Origin of the sequence: Kitasatospora sp. NPDC056184 (assembly GCF_042268405.1) — a bacterium.
In the GTDB taxonomy this organism is placed as follows: Bacteria; Actinomycetota; Actinomycetes; order Streptomycetales; family Streptomycetaceae; genus Kitasatospora.
Genome location: NZ_JBHJUI010000014.1, coordinates 63,900 through 81,044, shown reverse-complemented (window position 1 = coordinate 81,044; position 17,145 = coordinate 63,900). Strand labels below are relative to the sequence as shown.

The 17,145-nt window shown below is 75.7% G+C and carries 14 protein-coding genes; 4 read left to right on the top strand and 10 right to left on the bottom strand.

The window, feature by feature from the left end:
- Positions 1-64: 64 nt before the first annotated feature.
- From ACFC0B_RS26295 to ACFC0B_RS26265, 7 genes are all read right to left on the bottom strand, one after another.
- Positions 65-2,089, bottom strand: coding sequence for a PQQ-binding-like beta-propeller repeat protein (locus tag ACFC0B_RS26295; RefSeq protein ID WP_376090526.1), 2,025 nt, complete (start codon positions 2,087-2,089; stop codon positions 65-67).
- Positions 2,090-2,120: 31 nt separating this feature from the next.
- Positions 2,121-3,929 carry a dipeptide ABC transporter ATP-binding protein gene (locus ACFC0B_RS26290; RefSeq protein WP_376090523.1) on the bottom strand — a complete coding sequence of 603 codons (1,809 nt, stop codon included), beginning with the start codon at positions 3,927-3,929 and terminating at the stop codon, positions 2,121-2,123.
- Positions 3,926-4,777 (bottom strand): ABC transporter permease, encoded by an 852-nt coding sequence (locus ACFC0B_RS26285; RefSeq protein WP_376090520.1) that lies wholly within the window; start codon positions 4,775-4,777, stop codon positions 3,926-3,928. Before ACFC0B_RS26285 ends, ACFC0B_RS26290 begins: the two co-directional genes overlap by 4 nt.
- A complete protein-coding gene (locus ACFC0B_RS26280) occupies positions 4,774-5,733 on the bottom strand; it encodes an ABC transporter permease (protein WP_376090517.1) in 960 nt (319 codons plus the stop codon). The genes ACFC0B_RS26285 and ACFC0B_RS26280 overlap by 4 nt, the downstream gene beginning before the upstream one ends.
- Positions 5,734-5,851: 118 nt before the next feature.
- Positions 5,852-7,417, bottom strand: coding sequence for an ABC transporter substrate-binding protein (locus ACFC0B_RS26275; RefSeq protein WP_376090513.1), 1,566 nt, complete (start codon positions 7,415-7,417; stop codon positions 5,852-5,854).
- A 54-nt stretch (positions 7,418-7,471) separates the two neighbouring features.
- A complete protein-coding gene (locus tag ACFC0B_RS26270; RefSeq protein WP_376090510.1) occupies positions 7,472-8,293 on the bottom strand; it encodes a polysaccharide lyase in 822 nt (273 codons plus the stop codon).
- Between the two features lie 79 nt (positions 8,294-8,372).
- Positions 8,373-9,953 (bottom strand): DUF3604 domain-containing protein, encoded by a 1,581-nt coding sequence (locus ACFC0B_RS26265; RefSeq protein WP_376090507.1) that lies wholly within the window; start codon positions 9,951-9,953, stop codon positions 8,373-8,375.
- Between the two features lie 264 nt (positions 9,954-10,217).
- On the opposite strand from ACFC0B_RS26265, the gene ACFC0B_RS26260 reads away from it, so the two are divergent.
- On the top strand, positions 10,218-11,213 hold the full coding sequence (locus ACFC0B_RS26260; RefSeq protein ID WP_376090504.1) for a hypothetical protein: 996 nt from the start codon (positions 10,218-10,220) through the stop codon (positions 11,211-11,213).
- A 112-nt stretch (positions 11,214-11,325) separates the two neighbouring features.
- On the opposite strand, the gene ACFC0B_RS26255 is transcribed toward ACFC0B_RS26260, so the two are convergent.
- Positions 11,326-11,760, bottom strand: a complete 435-nt coding sequence (locus tag ACFC0B_RS26255; protein WP_376090815.1) for a MarR family winged helix-turn-helix transcriptional regulator — start codon at positions 11,758-11,760, stop codon at positions 11,326-11,328.
- A 116-nt stretch (positions 11,761-11,876) separates the two neighbouring features.
- Between ACFC0B_RS26255 and ACFC0B_RS26250 the strand changes: the two genes are divergently transcribed.
- Entirely contained in the window at positions 11,877-12,788 is a 912-nt protein-coding gene (locus tag ACFC0B_RS26250) for an alpha/beta fold hydrolase (RefSeq protein WP_376090501.1), read from the top strand.
- 309 nt (positions 12,789-13,097) lie between these two features.
- Here the strand turns inward: ACFC0B_RS26250 and ACFC0B_RS26245 are convergent, their stop codons facing one another.
- Entirely contained in the window at positions 13,098-13,856 is a 759-nt protein-coding gene (locus ACFC0B_RS26245) for a TetR/AcrR family transcriptional regulator (protein WP_376090498.1), read from the bottom strand.
- Between the two features lie 107 nt (positions 13,857-13,963).
- Between ACFC0B_RS26245 and ACFC0B_RS26240 the strand changes: the two genes are divergently transcribed.
- Positions 13,964-15,517 carry an MFS transporter gene (locus ACFC0B_RS26240; protein WP_376090495.1) on the top strand — a complete coding sequence of 518 codons (1,554 nt, stop codon included), beginning with the start codon at positions 13,964-13,966 and terminating at the stop codon, positions 15,515-15,517.
- Here ACFC0B_RS26240 and ACFC0B_RS26235 read toward each other — a convergent pair.
- Positions 15,511-15,774 (bottom strand): dsRBD fold-containing protein, encoded by a 264-nt coding sequence (locus tag ACFC0B_RS26235; RefSeq protein ID WP_376090492.1) that lies wholly within the window; start codon positions 15,772-15,774, stop codon positions 15,511-15,513. The genes ACFC0B_RS26240 and ACFC0B_RS26235 overlap by 7 nt on opposite strands.
- A gap of 359 nt (positions 15,775-16,133) precedes the next feature.
- Here ACFC0B_RS26235 and ACFC0B_RS26230 point away from each other — a divergent pair, with 359 nt between their 5' ends.
- A complete protein-coding gene (locus ACFC0B_RS26230) occupies positions 16,134-17,141 on the top strand; it encodes a DMT family transporter (protein WP_376090489.1) in 1,008 nt (335 codons plus the stop codon).
- Positions 17,142-17,145: the final 4 nt, after the last annotated feature.

Below are 17,145 nucleotides of genomic sequence, written 5' to 3'. Positions count from 1 at the left end.
GCACCCGACCGTCCCCTCGACTCCCCCATGGCGCAAGCCTAGTGGGTCCCGGCGGGCGACCGCGTCAGCGGTCCCGGACCGCGATCAGCTCACGGCCGCGCAGGGTGTACAGCACGCCGGCGTCGTCGACCGCGAGGCGGGCGCCGCTGTACCACTCGGCGTCGACCTGGACGAGGACGGTGGCCGCCAGCGTCGCGGGGTCCAGCCGGAACAGCGTCTTCTCGCTGATCCCGTACACCCGCCCGCGGGCCACCAGCAGGCGCGGGTTGGCGGAGGTGATCGCGCGCAGGTCGGCCCTGGCCTCGATCATCGGCGGGCGCCCCGGCCGGGCGGTGCGCAGGTCGGCGGCGAAGGCCTGCCCGTTCACCGTGATGCCGAACAGCCGGTGCCCGTGCACCGCCAGGCTGCTGACGCCCGAGCCGAAGTCGGTGGCGGTGCGCCACAGTTCGCGCCCGGCGACCGGGTCCCAGGCCGCGAGGTCGCCGCGCGGGCCGGTGGCCTTGGCGTTGTCGCCGCCGAGGAACGCCTGCCCGCGCCCGGCTGCCACCGCGCGCACCAGCTGCTCCGGGCCGAGCGGGTCGACGTGCACGGTGGGCTGCCCGCTGCCGGGCCGGTAGGTGACGAACGAGCCGCCGCCGGTGGTGTCGGCCTGCACGCCGAGCAGCAGCAGGCGGTTCTCCTCGTCCCAGCGCACGGCCTGCGGCCGGTTCTGCTCCTGCGGCAGCTTCGCCTCCTGGACCGGCAGTTCGTCGGCCCACGGCCGGTACCGCCAGATCCCCTGCGAGGAGTAGACGCCCAGGTAGAGGGTGCCGTCGTCGAGGACCACGGTGTCCTTGGCCTCGCCGGGGACGGGGAGCTTGCGCACCGTCCCGGCGTTGAGGTCGTGCAGCGCGACCGAGCCGTTGCCGCCGACGTACACCCGGCCGTAGCGGGCCGCCACCGACATGCCGAGCTGGGCCTCGGCGGGCGCGCCGGCGCTCACCAGGTCGGTGGTGGTGACGGCGCCCGTGGTGGTGGCGAGGGTCCAGGCGGTACCGCCCTCGGTGACGCCGGCCAGGGTGTCGCCGATCCGGCCCAGGCCCCAGGAGTTGCCGTCCGGGACGGGCACCGCGAAGGCCTCCACGCTGTCGGTGCCGAGCCGGTGGCGCCAGACCGTGCCGTGCTCGGTGGAGGTGAACCAGACGGTGTCGCCGAGGCGTTGGAAGTTGGTGACGCTCTTGGTGCCGGGCACCGCGAAGGACCGCAGCACGGTGTGGGTGGCCGGGTCCAGGAGGGCGACGTGGGCCGGCCTGCCCTCGGTGGAGACGGCGAGCAGGTCGTCGCCGAGGGCGGTGATCTGGCGCACGATGGTGTCGGCGGCGAGCTCGGGCGGGGTGATGTCGGTGACCCGGCCGGTGGCCCGCTCGACCGCGAACAGCGAGGCGAGGGTGGCCCCGCCGCCGCCCGCCAGGTTGCTGCCGACGCCCAGGTAGGCGTGGGTCGCGGTGGCCTCGACGGCCCGGCCCTGGGTGGCGTTCGGCGCGGGCGAGGCGACCTCGGTGAGCGCGCCGGTCGCCGGGTCGTAGGCGTACAGGCCGGGGCCGGCCGCCCGGCCCTTCTGGCGGCCGGTCGCGAACACCGTGCCGTCGGGGGCGACCGCGACGTCCCGGACGTCGGCGCCGGGCACGTTCACCAGGCCGCGCACGCTGCCGTCGGCCGGGTCGAAGCGGTAGAGGTTGACGGCCTTCGGCGCGTCCGTCACCCCGAGGTACAGGACGCCGTCGTGGGCGGCCGAGCCCTGCACGAAGTTGCCGGTCGGCAGGGTGGCGGTGCGGGTGACCCGGCCGGTCGGCACGTGGTAGCCGACCACCTTGGCGGGGGCCAGGTTCCGCGAGCCGATCCACAGCGTCTCGCCGATCAGGGTGGCGCTCATCAGCGGGAAGTCGGCGTTCCCCGGGCCGAGTCCGGTCACCAGGGGGGTGCCGGACGGGCGGCCGGGCGCGGCCGAGGCGGGCGCCGCGCCGACCGCGGCCAGCGCGGTCAGGGCGGTCACGGAACCGGCGCCGCGCAGGAGTTGGCGGCGGGACGGTCGGGCGGACGGCGGCGTCATGGTGCTCCTCGGACGGGGACGTGGACGGGTTTCAGTGCTGCCCGGCGGCGGCGAGCAGCTGCCGGGTGTACGGGTGCTCGGGCGCGGTGAACAGCCGCTCGGCGGGGGCCTGTTCGACCACCCGGCCGTGCCGCATCACCAGCACCTCGTCACAGAGGTGGCGGACCAGCGCGAGGTCGTGGGAGATGAACACCAGGCCGATGCCGGTGCGGCGGCGCAGGTCGATCAGCAGGTTGAGGATCTGCGCCTGCACGGAGACGTCCAGCGCGGAGGTCGGCTCGTCCGCCACCAGCACCTCGGGACCGACGGCGAGCGCCCGGGCGATCGCCACCCGCTGGCGCTGTCCGCCGGACAGCCGGTGCGGCAGCGCGTCCAGCAACCCGGCCGGGAGCCCGACGAGTTCGATCAGCTCCTCGATGCGCCCGAGCGGCAGCCCGTGCGCGAGCAGCGGCTCGGCGAGCGCCTCGCGGACGGTCATCCGCGGGCTGAGCGAGGCGTACGGGTCCTGGAAGACGAACTGGACCCGGCGGCGCAGCGCGCGCTCCTCGGCCGCGCCGGCCCCGTCCCAGGACCGGCCGCCGACCCGGACGCTGCCGGACCGCGGGCGCAGCAGCCCGAGCAGGGCGCGGGCCAGCGTCGACTTGCCGGACCCGGACTCGCCGATCACCCCGACGGCCCGGCCGGGCGCGGCGGTCAGTCCGACGCCGTCGAGCGCGGGCGCGCCCCGGCGGCCGTAGCGGACGGTGAGGTTCTCGGCGACCAGCACCGGCTCGGCGGCCTCCGCGGCCTCATCGGGCGCCGCGGGCCGCTCGGGAGCGGCCGGGGCGGCCTCCCCCGGCGCCACCGGCACATGGCAGGCGTACCCGCGCTCCCCGCCCGGCGCCGGCTCGGTCACCCACCCGGGCGCCTCCTGCGCGCACCGCTCCACCGCGGCGGCGCAGCGCGGGGCGAACGCGCAGCCCGGCAGCGGCTCCCCGGCGGCGGGCGGTCGGCCGCCGATCACGGCGAGCGGCAGCCCGCGCGGCCCGTCCAGCCGGGGCACGGCGGCGAGCAGTCCGGCCGTGTAGCGGTGCCGGGGCGCGGCCGACAGCGGCTTCACCGGGGCGCGTTCGGCGATCCGCCCGGCGTACATGACCTGGACGGTGTCGCAGGTGCGGGCGACCACGCCGAGGTCGTGGGTGATCAGCAGGACGGCGGTGCCGGTCTCGTCGCGGAGCCGGACGAGCAGGTCCAGGATGTCGGCCTGGGTGGTGGGGTCGAGGGCGGTGGTGGGTTCGTCGGCGATCAGCAGGTCGGGCCGGTTGGCCATCGCCATGGCGATCAGCACCCGCTGGCGCATGCCGCCGGAGAACTCGTGCGGGCGGTCGCGGTGGCGGCGGGCCGGCTCGGGGATGCCGACCAGGTCGAGGAGTTCCAGCGCGCGGGCGCGGGCCTCGGCCCGGCTCGCGCCGTGCACCAGAGCGGCCTCGGCGAGTTGGCGGCCGATCGGCATCCGGGGGTTGAGGTAGGCGAGCGGGTCCTGGAAGACCATGCCGATCCGCCGGCCCCGCACGGCGCGCACGGCGGGCTCGGGGAGGGCGAGCAGGTCGGTGCCGTCCAGGCGGACGGTGCCGGCGGTGGTCCGGCAGCCGGGCGGGAGCATCCGGTTGGCGGCCAGCGCGGTGAGGGTCTTGCCGGAGCCGGACTCGCCGACCAGGCCGAGGATCTCGCCGGGGCTGATCGTGAAGTCCACGCCGTGGACGACCTGGTGGGTCCCGGCGGTGACGTGCAGCCCGGCCACCTCCAGCAGCGGTGGGGCGGTCGTCGGGGCCGTCGGGGCGTTCGTCGTCGGCGCGGTCACCGCAGCTTCTCCCGGTTGAACGAGTCGGCGAGCAGGGTCAGTCCGAAGACCAGCAGGCCCAGCAGCAGCACCGGCGCGAGGGCGTACCCCGGGTGCAGGAAGAGGTACTTGCTGCCGGTGTTGATCATCGTGCCGAGCGAGGGGGTGGGCGGCTGGATGCCGAAGCCGAGCACGCTCAGACCGCCCTCGATCTTGGCGGCGTGCGCCATCGCCACGGCCAGCAGCGCGGTGGCGGCGTCGGTGACGTTGGGCAGCACGTAGCGGCGCAGGGTGCGGGCACGCGGCACGCCGAGCACCCGGGCGGCCACCACGTGGTCGCGGGCGAGCTGGGCGAGCAGGGCGGCGCGGGCCTGGCGGCCGAAGGCGGGCAGCGCGCTGAGCACCACGGTGACCACGACGCTGCCGAGGCCGGGGCGGACGATCAGCGCGATGGCCAGGCCCAGCAGCAGCCCGTGGAAGCCGAGCAGCAGGTCGAACAGGCGCTGGACGGCCTCGCCGAGCAGCCGGTTCAGCCCGCCGAGCAGCCCGAGCAGGGTGCCGAGCACGGCGGCGGCGGGGACCGCCAGCAGGCAGACCAGCAGCTCGATCCGGACCCCGTACAGCGCGCGGGCCAGCAGGTCGCGGCCGACCTCGTCGGTGCCCAGCGGGTGCGACCAGGACGGTCCGGCCAGCGCCTCCCGGCCCTGCTGGTAGGGGTCGGCGGGGAGCAGCAGCGGGCCGAGCAGCCCGAGCAGCACCACCAGGGCGACCAGCGCCGCCCCGGTCCGGCCGCGCCGCCCGCGCAGCGCGGCGGGCAGGGCGGGCCGCCGGCGGCGTCCCCCGGCGGCGGACGTGGCGGTGGTGCTCATCGGGCCTCCCCGGTGCCGGCGCGGGCGATCCGCGGGTCGAGCCGGCCGACCAGCAGCTCGGAGCCGAGCTGCACGGTGACGGCCACCGCGACCGCGAGCATGATCAGGGTCTGGGCGACGGGGTAGTCCCGCTGGTTGATCGCGTCGAGCAGCAGCTGGCCGAGGCCGTGCCGGGCGAACAGCTGCTCGGCGACGACGGCGCCGCCGAGCAGCTCGCCCAGGTTGAGGCCGAACTCGACGCAGAACGGCGCGAGGCTGTTGGGGACCACGTGCCGCAGCAGGATCCGCCGGGGCGCGGCGCCCTTGGCGATCGCGGTGAGCACGAACTCCTCCTGCCGGGTCCGCCGGATCTCGGTGGCGAGCAGCCGGGCCAGCACCACCGAGCCCGGCAGGGCGAGCGCGACGGCGGGCAGTGCCAGGTACTGCACGGCGAGGTCCGGCGCGGCGAAGAGGTCCTTCTCGCCGCCGGCGGGCAGGACGCGCAGCAGGACGGCGAAGACGAAGACGAAGAGCACCGCCGTGACGTACACCGGCAGGGCGAGCACGGCGGTGGTGAGCGGGTCGAGCGCCCGGGCCAGCCGGCCGCGCCGCTCGGCGGCCAGCGCGGCGCCCAGCAGCAGGCCGAGGACGAGCATCAGCAGACCGGCGGCGAGGGCGAGTTGGAGGGTCGATCCGAGGCTCTGGCCGATCATCCGGGTGACCGGTTCGCGGTAGTGGAAGGAGAGCCCGGGGTCGCCGCCGAGCAGGCCGCCCAGCCAGCCGAGGTACTGGGCGGGCAGCGGCCGGTCCACGCCGAGCTGCCGGCTGAGGTGGTCGCGCTGCTCCTGGTCGGCCTCGGCGCCCAGCGCGGCGGAGACCGGGTCGCCGGGGGCCAGGTGGAGCAGCAGGAAGACGGCCATCGAGGCGAGCCAGAGGGTGGCCAGGGCTCCGGCGGCCTTTCTGGTCCAGTACGGCACGGGGTTTCTCCGGGGGTGGGCGGGGCGGCGTGCGGGGCGGGGCTGCGTGCGGGGAGTGCGGGACACCGTCCCCGGGCGGTGGGGGTCGTCCGGGGACGGCGGTCGGCGGGTCGGCGGCTCAGGCGTCCCGGCGGGTGTCGGTCAGCTTCAGGTAGCCGAGCGCGCTGGTGGACACGTCCCGCACCGAGGAGGCGAAGGCGTAGGTCTCCCAGGCGTGCGCGAGCGTGATGTGGAAGGACTGCGCGAGCAGGTACTCGGACAGCTCGTGGTTGACGTCGGCCCGGGCCTGCTCGTCGGCGGCCGCGAAGGCGCGCGCCTGGAGCTCGGCGTAGGCCGGGTCGGTCACGTGCGAGGTGTTCTTGCCGACCTGCAGCGGCCCGGAGACGGTGATCCCGCTGAGCGGGGAGACGCTGACCATGCCGTGGTTGGCCACGAACAGGCCCTCCAGGGTGCCCTGCTGGATCTTCGGCTGGATCGCGGCGTTGTCCAGCAGCTGCACGTCGACGCCGAACCCGGCCTGCTCCAGGTCGTACTTCACCAGCTCGACCAGCGAGCTGAAGACCGGCGAGTTGGCGGCGGTGAGCGGCACCCGGGCGCCCTCCGCGCCGGCCTCGCGCAGCAGCCCGCGCGCCTTCTCCGGGTCGTGCTTGTAGCGGGTGACCTGGTCCGGGGTGACGCCGGGGGTGTTGGACGGCCAGGGCAGGCTGCTCGCCTCGGCGTGGCCGCCGTAGACCTGGGCGACGATCCGCTCGCGGTCCACCGCGTACTGCAGCGCCTGGCGGACCCGGAGGTCGTCGAAGGGCTTGGAGGCGACGTTCACGCCGAGGAACGCCTGCTGGTAGGAGGCCTTGGCGGACTGCACGGTGAAGCCGGGGTTGCCCGCCAGCACCTTGAGGTCGCGCCCGGGGACGGCGCCGATCAGGTGGCCCTGCCCGGACTGCAGGGCGGACAGCGCGGCCTGGCTGCTGGTGACCGAGCGGACGGTGATCCGCTCGAAGCGCGGGCGCCCGCTCTGCCAGTACCGCTCGTTGCGGACGAGGTCGAGCTGGTTGCCGCCCTTGAAGGCCTGCCAGGAGAACGGGCCGGTGCCGTTGACGGTGTCGCTCGCCCGGCCCTCGGCGTACGTCCGCGCGTCGACGACCGGGTTGAAGGCGAGCGCGTCGAACAGGTTGCTGGTGGGCTTGGCGAGGGTCAGGGTGACCTCGTTCCTCGCACTGGCCTTCACATCGGCGAGGCGTTCCAGCAGCGGCTTGACCTGGGAGGACTTGGTGGCGCCGACCAGCGAGAAGACGACGTCGTCGGCCTCCAGCGCGCGGCCGTCGTGGAAGGTGACGTCCTCGCGCAGCTTGAGCACCAGCTTCAGCCGGTCGGCGCTCCACTCCCAGGAGGTGGCGAGCCACGGCACCGGCTGGAGGGTCGCCGGGTCGAGGTCGACCAGCCGGTCCAGCACGAGGTTGACGAAGGCCGGGGTGTCCGGGCCGCGGTGGAGCAGCTGGGTCGGGTCCGGCGCGCTGCCGTACACGATCTGCAGGTCGGGCGCGGACGCCACGGCGCTGTTGCCGGGGGCGGCGCCCGCGTTCGGGTCGGTGGCCGAGCGGCAGCCCGCCGCCAGCAGGGCCGCTCCGGCGCTCAGGCCGAGAAAGCCTCTTCGGGGCAGGCCTGGGTGACGGGCCGCTTCGCTCATGGTGCTACTACCTCTTGGTGGTTGGGGGGGTTCGGCGGGACCGGGGCGGCCTGCTCAGTACTGGGTGACGACCACGCTGTCGCTGTAGAGCACGACGTCGGGTCCGCCGGTCGGGTACGGGATGCCCTTGGCGGGGTTCCAGTTGGCGCGGTAGATCCCGGTCTTGAAGTACGGGGCCTGGTTCTGGTGGTAGTTGTTGAGCCCGCTGTGCGTGCCGACCTGCACACCGTCGCGGTACACCGTGATCGAGCCGGGCGTGCTGTCGGTGGACCAGGTGATGTCGAACGCCCACTGGTTCCAGTGCCCGAACTGGACGGTGCCGAGCGGGATCACCGCCTCGGCGACGGTCGTCGGACCGGTGAGCCAGTGCACCTTGAGGCGCCAGCTGCCGTCCTTGACGGTGAGCGCGATCGGCGGCTTGGTGTCGCTGCCGTCGGAGAGCGGGTAGCCGTGCCACTGGGCGACGATGGTCTCGGTGGAGGTCTGCACCCAGTCGGCGGGCAGGTAGTCGGCGAGGGCGAAGCGGTAGCTGCCCCAGCCGAGGGCGTTCACGGCCACTTCGGAGCGGTAGGACGCGCCGTCGTTGGGGACGCTGAAGCGGGCGGCGAGGCCGGAGCCGCCGGCGGGCGCTCCGGTGACGGTGATGGTGCCGTTGCCGTCGATGCGCTGGCGGGTCCAGCGGGAGACGGTGCCGGACTCGAAGTCGTCGGCGAACACGGTGGCGGCCGTCGTGGTGACGGTGGCGGTGGTGGCGGTGGTGGCGGTGGTGGTGGCGGTGGTGCCGGCGACGGCCGCCGGGGCGGCCAGGGTGCCGGTCAGCAGGGCGGCGGCCAGCGCGGTGCCGGCGGCGCGGCGCGCGGAGATGCGGGCGGACATGGGGTACTCCTCGATCGGTACGGGTCGGTGGAACGGCGGGCGGTGACCGGAGCGGCCGGCCGACGACGGTGGGCAGGCGTCAGCCGGCCCGTCGACAGGAAGCCGCCGGTCCGCCGGCGCGGCCGACCCAGGTCGGGCTCGACCAGGCCCACTGGTCGTTCAGCTGCCGGACCCGTACGTGGTAGAAGTCGCCGTCCCCGCCCGGCCGTTCGTCGACCAGGTCGAGGTCGGCGGCGAGCTCGCGGGCGGGCACCGCCCGGTCGAAGCGGTAGGCGCCCGAGACGAAGCCGCCGATGAAGCCGGTTCGCGGCCCCTCCCGCAACTCGCCGACGCTCCAGGAGGTTTCGACGCCGTTGACGAGCGCCGTCAGCCTGGTCCGGTCGTCGCCGGAGACGGCCAGCGAGAAGCCCTGGGTGGCGTCGGTCGCGGTGTTCGGGTTGCCCTCGGTGACGGTCCGCAGCCGCACCTCGCCCGGACCGGTGCGCCACCAGTCGTGCGGCCGGTAGCTCGCGGGCTCCGACTCGGCCGGAGCCACCGTCTCGGAGCCGCGCAACCGGGGCTGGACGTCCCGCAGTTCACCGCCCTCGACGCGCAGGGTGACGTCCCAGCGCACCGCCGTGTCACGCCGTCCCCAGCCGACGGCGAAGCCGAGCGTGCCGTCGAATCCCCCGTCCTCGCCCGCGGCGGCGAGGAGTTCGGGCCGGGAGAGGCGGTGGATCGGCACACCGTTGCGGACCACCTCGACGTGGTCGAGGGCGTCCCGGCCGCGCACGGCGACCCGGATCCGGCGGCGGTCGGCGGACGGCGCCTCGCCGCCCATCGGCACGCCGTTGACCGAGGTGGCGAGCAGGATGCGGTCACCGGTGATCGCGTAGGTGCGGCGCGCCTGGACCGCGTCCCAGACCGCCGGGCGGGTCAGCTCGGGGGCCCAGACGGCGAGCCGGCCGTGCCCGTGGCTGCCGGGGAAGGCGCTGTGGTGGTCGGTGGAGCCGATCAGCCCGAACCGGTGGCCGAGCCGGAGCCCGTGCACGGCGGTGCCGGTGGTGTCGCGCGGCCCCATGGTGTGCAGGTAGCCGCGCGGCGCCTCGTCGGACTCGGCGCAGCCGTGCATCGACATCACCTCCACCACCGGGGCGAACTCCTCGGTGTAGGCGGACCAGTTGATGCCGCGCCGCCCGGTGCCGTACCCGATGTGGTGCGGGAGCGCCCAGGTGCGCACGCCCTCGGCGGCCAGGGCGCGCAGCCGGGTGCGCAGCCCGTCGAGGTCGGCGGCGCGGATGATCTCGCCGCGCGGGCCGTCGAAGTACACGCAGTGGTCGCCGTAGGCGAGGCTGTGCCACTCGAAGGACTGGAAGGTGACGAAGCGGCCGTCCTGGTGGGCGGCGGCGGTGACCTCCTGGACGTGCTCCCAGCGGTCGGCGAGCCGGGCGAAGCCCTCGGTGTGGTAGTCGACCAGGCCGGCCAGCTCGGGGGTGCGCTCGGGCAGGTCGTGCCACCAGCCGTGGCCGGTGACGCTGGCGAAGTCGAGCTGGAGGCGGGCGTTGGCGTAGGCGTCCTCGATCGGGCCGTGGCCGTAGCTGATCCCGCAGTGGTTGTGGAGGTCTCCGACGTAGAGGCCGAGACCGCCGTAGCCGGGTGCGTCGGTGGTGGGGGCTGTCATCGGATCGGGGGCTTCCTCTGTTTGATCGACTCTGAGAAGAAGTTTTTCCCGATCTTGGGAGAAGGGTCAAGACCGGTCCGGACGGCGTTGTCCGATCGCCACACGGGGAAACATGCGATTCACAGAGTCACTTCCTGTGACATGCCGCTTGCTGCGGAGCCCGACCTGGCGGCCCCACCCCGAGGCCGCTTCGCCACTTTCTATCGATCTGATAGAAAGTGGCGACGATCCCGCCCCTGCCCCCGTGAGGACGACCCGCCGACGATGCCGATCACCACCCCGCCCACCGCGCCCGACCTCTCCCGCTCCGCCCTGGTCCGCGCCCCCGAACGCCCCGAGCCCGGCTACTGGGCCGGCTGCCCGAGCGTGCGCTACGAGCCCGACCACGACCGCTTCCTGCTCACCTACCGCGAACGCCGCCCGCGCGGCGCGGGCGGCGCGGCCGCAGGCCAGGACCGGGGCTGGCGCTGCGCGGTGGCCGAGAGCCGGGACGGCGTGGAGTTCCGCGACCTCTGGTCGGTGGAGCGCGCCGACCTCGACTCGCCCTCCATGGAGCGCTTCGCCCTGCTCCGCCGCGACGGCGGCTACCTGCTCCACCTCAGCTACGTCGACCCCGCCGACCGGCGCTGGCGGATCGACGCCCTCCGCGCCGACACGCCCGAGGCCTTCGACCTCGCCACCCGCACCCCGGTCCTCACCGCCGCCGACACCGGCACCGAGGGCATCAAGGACCCCTACCTGCTCGAACACGACGGCGGGGTCCGGCTGTTCGCCACCGTCTCGCGCGCCCGCGCCTTCACCGCCGAGGAGCGGGCCCGCGCCCACGCCGCCGCCGACATCCACACCACCGGTCTGACCGTCCAGCCCACCGCGCTCGCCGACTCCGCCGACGGCCTGCGGTTCACCGCCTCGCCCGGCCGCGCCGCCGAGGTCCTCGACGTCGGCCCGGACACCGCCTGGGACGCCTACGAGTCCCGGATCACCGCCGTACTGCCCGACGGCTCCGGCGGCTGGCTCGCGCTCTACGACGGCTCGGCCGACGCGGCCGGCAACTACGAGGAGCGCTGCGGGCTCGCCGCCTCCGGCGATCTGCGGCACTGGCAGCGCCTGACGCCGGACGGGCCGTGGCTGGACGTCCGCTACGCCGACGTGGTCGCGGCCCGGGGCCGCTGGTACCTGTACTACGAGCAGACCCGCCCGGACGGCGCGCACGAGCTGCGGGTCGCCGTCCTCGACGAGTTCGCCGGCCTGCGCCCGTAGGGCGGATCCGACCGCTCCCGTCGCCGGGGGCCCGGCGCGGCTCCCCCGCCGGGCCCACCGCCGCTCGCCGCCGGACCCCGCCGGACCCCGCCGCGCCGGAACGCTCCCCGGCTCACTCCGCCCGGGCCGCGGCCACCACCTCGGTCATGGTCGCCAGGAAGCGCCGGGCCACCGCGAGTTCCGCGTCCCCGAACGCCCCCATCGCGGCCACCAGATCGGCGATCAGCCCGCCGAAGAAGCCCTCGCCGAGCTCGATCGCCCGCTCCTCCACCAGCAGCCGCACCTTGCGGCGGTCCCCCGGATCGCGCTCGCGCCGGATCAGGCCGAGCCGCTCCAGCCGGTCGACCAGCCCGGTGGTCCCCGCCGAGTTCAACCCCAGCGCCTCGCCGAGCCGCCCCGGCGTGACGACCGTCCCGGCCCGCGCGGCGTCCAGCAGATGGATCAGCGCCCGCAGATCGGTCGGGTGCAGGCCGTTCCGCGCGGCGAACTCGGCGCCGAACAGGTCGAGTTCGACGGTCAGCCCGCGCAGCAGATGCACCAGCTGCATCGGCGTCCGCTCCGGCTCCACCTCAGCTCCTTCCCTCGGGAGTCCTCCGGACGTATTCTCTCGCTGAACGAGATGCATGTTCGCCGAGCGAATACGTCGGACCCTGGGGGAAGACTATGTCCGCACGCCCCGCCACCGACCCCGCCCCCTCCCCCGGCGCCACCGCCCTCGACACCTTCCTCGCCGCCTACGACGAAGCCCTCGCCCGCTGGCCCCTCCCCGTCGAGACGCTGACCGTCCCCACCCCGTACGGCGCCACCCGGGTCAACGCCTGCGGCCCACGCGACGGCCGACCCCTCGTGCTGCTGCCCGGCGGCGGCGCCACCGCCGCCTGCTGGTCCGCCAACGCCGCCGCCCTCGCCGGGGCCGGCCACCGGGTGCTCGCCGTCGACCTCGTCGGCGACCCGGGCCGCAGCACCCTCGACCGCCCCCGCCTCGGCGGCGTCCCCGAGCTGCTCGGCTGGCTCGACGCCGTCCTCGACGGCCTGGAGGTGCCCGCCGCCGACCTGGCCGGCCACTCGTACGGCGGGTGGATCGCCCTGCGGTACGCCCTGCACGCCCCCACCCGGGTCCGCCGGCTCGCGCTGCTCGACCCGACCCAGTGCTTCACCGGCTTCCGGGCCCGCTACCTGCTGCGCGCACTGCCGCTCCTCCTGCCGCCGCGCACCGCCGCCAAGGCCCGCTCCTACCTCGACTGGGAGAGCGGCGGCACCGGCCTCGACCCCGCCTGGCGGGAGCTCTACGCCCTCGGCTCCGCGGGCTTCCGCGCCGCCCGCCCGGTCACCGGCCCCCGCCCGAGCACCGCCGAACTGGCCGCCCTCGCCGCCCCCGTCCTCGTCCTGCTCGCCGGCCGGAGCCGCACCCACGACGCCCGCGCCGTGGCCGCCCTGGCCCGCCGGGCCCTGCCGGACGCCTCGGTCACCGTCCTGCCCGACGCCTCCCACCACACCCTGCTGACGGCCCACCCCGACGAGGTGAACCACCGCCTCACCGCCTTCCTGGCCCCCACCACCGCCGACGGCGGATGACGTCGCGCCGGACGTGAACGGGACGGAACCGGCCGTACCCGACGATTCTCACCGACGGCACCGCTCCCGACCGGGTGGTGGAGGAGCTGCGCACCGCCCCGCCGCAGCCGTCCGCCGACGGCCTGGACATCCGCCCCGTGACGAGTCCCGAGCGACTCGCCGACTACGCGATGGCCCCGGCCGCGAACCGGGACCCGCCGGCCGCCGCGGTCCGCCGCCTCCTCGCCGACGCGACGCGGCCGAGTGGGCCCTCCCGCCGGCCCGGCCCGAGGGGGACGCGCCGTCCACGAACGCGGCATGGATCACCGGTCAGCGGCCGACCAGCCCTCCGACCAGCGCCGCCAGCGCCGCCTCCAGGTCCGCGCAGCTCTCCCCCACTCCCACGAAACCCACCTCCGCCAGCACCCGCCCCAGCGCGGGCAGCCGCTCGCGGTCCGCGGCCTCGATGACGGCGCGACGCTGGCTCGGCTCGCGGGGCGGGCTGACGGGGTGCTCGGAGAGCAGTTCGCCGAGGACCAGCTGCCAGCAGGCGCGGAACGCCGCGAGCGCCCGCCCGGGCGGCAGTCCGGCGGCCATCAGATCGGCGAGGCAGGCGTCGTTGAACGCCAGCGCGTTCCGGGCGACCAGCTCGCCCCGGATCAGCACGTGCAGCACCCAGGCGTGGCCGACCATGTAGTCGTGGGCGCCGACCAGCCGCCGCAGCAACCGCTCCTGCGGCCCCGCGCCGGGCACGTCGACCGGGATGCCCTCGGCGATCTGCTCCAGGACGGCGATCAGCAGCGCTTCGCGGTCGGTGACGTGCCGGTACAGCGACGCGGGCGCCGTTCCGAGTTCGGTGGCGACGGCCCGCATGGTGAGCGCGTCGATGCCGTCGCGCTCGATCACCCGGCGCCCGGCGGCGACCACCCCCGCCGCGGTCAGGCCGGGGCGCGGCCGCTTGCGGCCGTACCTGCCGCGCTCGGCGCCGTCCGGCCCGTCCACGCCCGGCCCGTCCGCCGCCGGCCGCTGCGCATCCGGCCGGTCCGTCCCGTGGTCGCCGACACCCGGCCGGCTGCTCCGTTCTGACACCCCGCCATCCTGCCATGCCTGCGCCAACCCGCTTCCGACCTGGGCGCTTGCACCCTTCCCAAGGTAAGGCTTACCTTACGCGAACAACGTTCGCATTGGAGGTCGCCATGCCCGGCACCGCGCCGTCCCGCCGCACCACCCCGCCCGCCACGGCCCCGCCCGCCGCCGGTCCACCCGCCGCCGCCCCGCCGGGCGGCCACTCCCGCTCCCGCGCCACCGGCCGGCCCGGCCTGGTCCTGGCCACCGTCTCGGTCTGCCAGCTGATGGTCACGCTCGACGCCAGCATCGTGAACATCGCGCTCCCCGCCATGGGCGAGACCCTCGGCTTCGCCGACAGCTCGCTGCCGTGGGTGGTCAACGCCTACGCGCTCGCCTTCGGCGGACTGCTGCTGCTCGGCGGCCGGATCGCCGACCTCGTCGGACACCGCCGCGCGGTGCTCGCCGGCCTGGTGCTGTTCGGCCTCGCCTCGGTGGTCGGCGGGTTCGCGCAGACCCCCGCCCAGCTGGTCGCGGCCCGGGCCGGCCAGGGCGTGGCGGCCGCCGTCCTCGCCCCGATCGGGCTGACGCTGATCATGGTGACCTTCGCCGAGGGGGCCGCCCGGGCGCGGGCCGTCGGCATCTGGTCGATGGTGACGGCGGGCGGCAGCGCGCTGGGCGTCCTGCTCGGCGGCGTGCTGACGGACCTGCTCGACTGGCGCTGGGTGTTCTTCGTCAACGCGCCGATCGTGCTCCTCGGCCTCGCCCTGGCGGTCCGTTCGGTGGCCGCCGCGCGCCCGTCGCCCACCGGCCGCCCCGATGTGCTCGGCGCCGTGCTCGGCACCGCCGCGACGACCGTCCTGGTCTACGGCCTGATGGAGACCGAGCACCACCCGTGGGGTTCGGGCCGGACGCTCGGGACGCTCGGCGCCGCCGTCCTGCTCGGACTCCTCTTCCTGCTCTGGGAGACCCGGTTCGCCAGTGCGCCGATCGTCCGGCCGGGCGTGCTGCGGGCCCGGACGGCCTGGGTGTCGAGCCTGCTCGTGACCCTGCTCGGCGCGGGCATGCTGGCCGGCTTCTACTTCTGCTCGCTGTTCCTGCAGAACGTGCTGGGCTACGGACCGCTGGCGGCCGGCGCCGCGTTCCTGCCGTTCTGCGCCGGGACGGCGGCGGGCAGCATGCTCGCGGGCCGCCTCACCGCCCGCTACGGCGGCCGGGCCACGCTCACCGGCGCGCTGCTGCTGTCCGCGCTCGGGATGCTCTGGTTCGGCGCGCTCGGCCTGGACTCCGACTACCTGACCGGCTTCGTCGGACCGTCGATCGTGACCAGCCTCGGCGTCGGCATCTGCATGGTCGCCAACACCGCGATGGGCACCTCGGGTGTCGACCCGCGCGAGGCCGGGCTGGTCAGCGGGCTGCTCAACGCCGGCCGCCAGTGCGGCGGCAGCATCGGGCTCGCCGTCCTGTCGACCGTCGCGGTCGCCGCCACCCGCCGGGCCGCAGCGGACGGGGACACCGCGCGGGCCGCCCTGGCGGCCGGCTACGACCAGGCGTTCGTGGCCACGGCCGGGGTGCTCGTCGTGGCCACCCTGCTCGCGCTGCTCTACGTCCCGCCCCGCCGCTCCGCCGATCGGGCGACGGCCGCGACCGGGGCGACGACCGCGACCGCGCCCTCCGGTCAGTAGATCAGGTAACCCGGCCGGTGCCCCTCGTCCTCGATCTCGCCGTCGGCCTGCGCCTTCAGCTTGCGGGACAGCGCGTCCAGGGCGCGTGAGGCCGCGACCTCCTCGCCGATCCTGGCGAGCGGGCGGTCGTCCACGCTCCTGGTCGACTCCCCGTGCGCGGTGAGGCCCGGGGCCCGGGCACCGGTCAACCTCGCCTGGCATCCGGTGTGGACGCCGTCCTCCTCGAAGCTCAGCTCCACATCCCACTGGTTGTGCATGCCACACCTCCTGGCGCCGGTCCCCCGTCGCGCCTGATCGGGCCGGTACGGGCGGTGCTCCCGCGGCGGCCGCTCACACCAGCGTGCGCCCCCCGGCGCGGCGGCGGCAACCGGGCACCGGGCCACGGGCGACCGGGCGGCGGGCCGCGCCGCCCGCCGTCGCGCACCTGCCGCGACCCGCCGGGCGGCGCCGCTCCACGGGTCGGCGCCCCACCCCGGCGGTAGGCTGGCCCCAACGCGCCGATGCCGCGGGACACCCCGTGCCGGATCGCCGGGCCGCGCGGGCGGACCTGCCCGGGCAGCCGCCCCGGAGGCCGGCGGCGGTGCGGTGCGGTCAACAACCCTCGGGTGGTCCCTCCGTGGCGGTCTTCGTCCTGGCTCTGAGCGCCGCCTGCTTCCTGGGCCTCGGATTCGTCCTCCAGCAGCACGCGGCGCAGCAGGCCCCGCGCGCCGATCTGCTGCACTGGCGACTGCTGCTGGACCTGCTGCGGATGCCGCAGTGGCTGCTCGGCACCGGCTTCATGATCACCGGGCTGATCCTCTCCGCGCTCGCCCTCAACAAGGGCGAGGTCTCGCTGGTCGAACCGCTGCTCGCCACCAACCTCATCTTCGCGATGGCGCTCGCCCGGGTGCTGACCCGCCAGACGCTCGGCCGCTCGGGCTGGGCCGGGGTGCTGCTGCTCGCGCTCGGCGTGACGGCGTTCATCGTGGCCGGCCGGCCCACCGGCGGCGGGCCCCCGGCCGGTGAACTGCGGCACTGGCTGGTGGTCGGCACGGTGGTCGGCCTGACGCTGCTGCTGATCTCCACGGCCCGCCGGCTGCCGCTGTTCGAGGAGGCGACCGTGCTCGCCCTGGCGGCCGGCCTGCTCTACGGACTCCAGGACGCGCTCACCCGCACCACCACCCAGCGCCTCGACCACCAGGGACTGGAGGCCGTCCTGCGCAGCTGGCAGCCGTACGCGGTGGTGGCGGCCGGGGTGGTGGGACTGCTGCTGGTCCAGAGCGCCTTCGAGGCCGCACCGCTGCGGATGTCCCTGCCGGCGCTGACGGCCGCCCAGCCGATCACCGGGATCGCCTGCGCGGTGGGCTTCCTCGGCGACCGCCTCCGGGTCACCCCCGGCGCCCTCGCCTGGCAGGCGGCCGGACTGGTGGCCATCGTCGTCGGCGTGGTGGTGATCGGCCGCCACCCGGCGCTGCCCGGCACCGTCGGCGACACCCTGGAGTCCAGCGGCGAGCTCCCGGACGACACGACCGGCGGCACGACCGACGGCACGACCGACGGCGCCACGGCTGACGGCGCCGCCGAGAGCGCGGCCGACGATCCGCCCGCCGACCCGCCTGCCGACCGACCCGCCGACCCCGACTGACCGG

Bases quoted from the DNA above. Each gene is read 5' to 3' on its own strand.
- ACFC0B_RS26295 (WP_376090526.1), bottom strand. From the start codon at position 2,089: ATGACGCCGCCGTCCGCCCGACCGTCCCGCCGCCAACTCCTGCGCGGC.
- ACFC0B_RS26285 (WP_376090520.1), bottom strand. From the start codon at position 4,777: ATGAGCACCACCGCCACGTCCGCCGCCGGGGGACGCCGCCGGCGGCCC.
- ACFC0B_RS26275 (WP_376090513.1), bottom strand. From the start codon at position 7,417: ATGAGCGAAGCGGCCCGTCACCCAGGCCTGCCCCGAAGAGGCTTTCTC.
- ACFC0B_RS26270 (WP_376090510.1), bottom strand. From the start codon at position 8,293: ATGTCCGCCCGCATCTCCGCGCGCCGCGCCGCCGGCACCGCGCTGGCC.
- ACFC0B_RS26265 (WP_376090507.1), bottom strand. From the start codon at position 9,953: ATGACAGCCCCCACCACCGACGCACCCGGCTACGGCGGTCTCGGCCTC.
- ACFC0B_RS26260 (WP_376090504.1), top strand. From the start codon at position 10,218: ATGCCGATCACCACCCCGCCCACCGCGCCCGACCTCTCCCGCTCCGCC.
- ACFC0B_RS26255 (WP_376090815.1), bottom strand. From the start codon at position 11,760: ATGCAGCTGGTGCATCTGCTGCGCGGGCTGACCGTCGAACTCGACCTG.
- ACFC0B_RS26250 (WP_376090501.1), top strand. From the start codon at position 11,877: ATGTCCGCACGCCCCGCCACCGACCCCGCCCCCTCCCCCGGCGCCACC.
- ACFC0B_RS26240 (WP_376090495.1), top strand. From the start codon at position 13,964: ATGCCCGGCACCGCGCCGTCCCGCCGCACCACCCCGCCCGCCACGGCC.
- ACFC0B_RS26235 (WP_376090492.1), bottom strand. From the start codon at position 15,774: ATGCACAACCAGTGGGATGTGGAGCTGAGCTTCGAGGAGGACGGCGTC.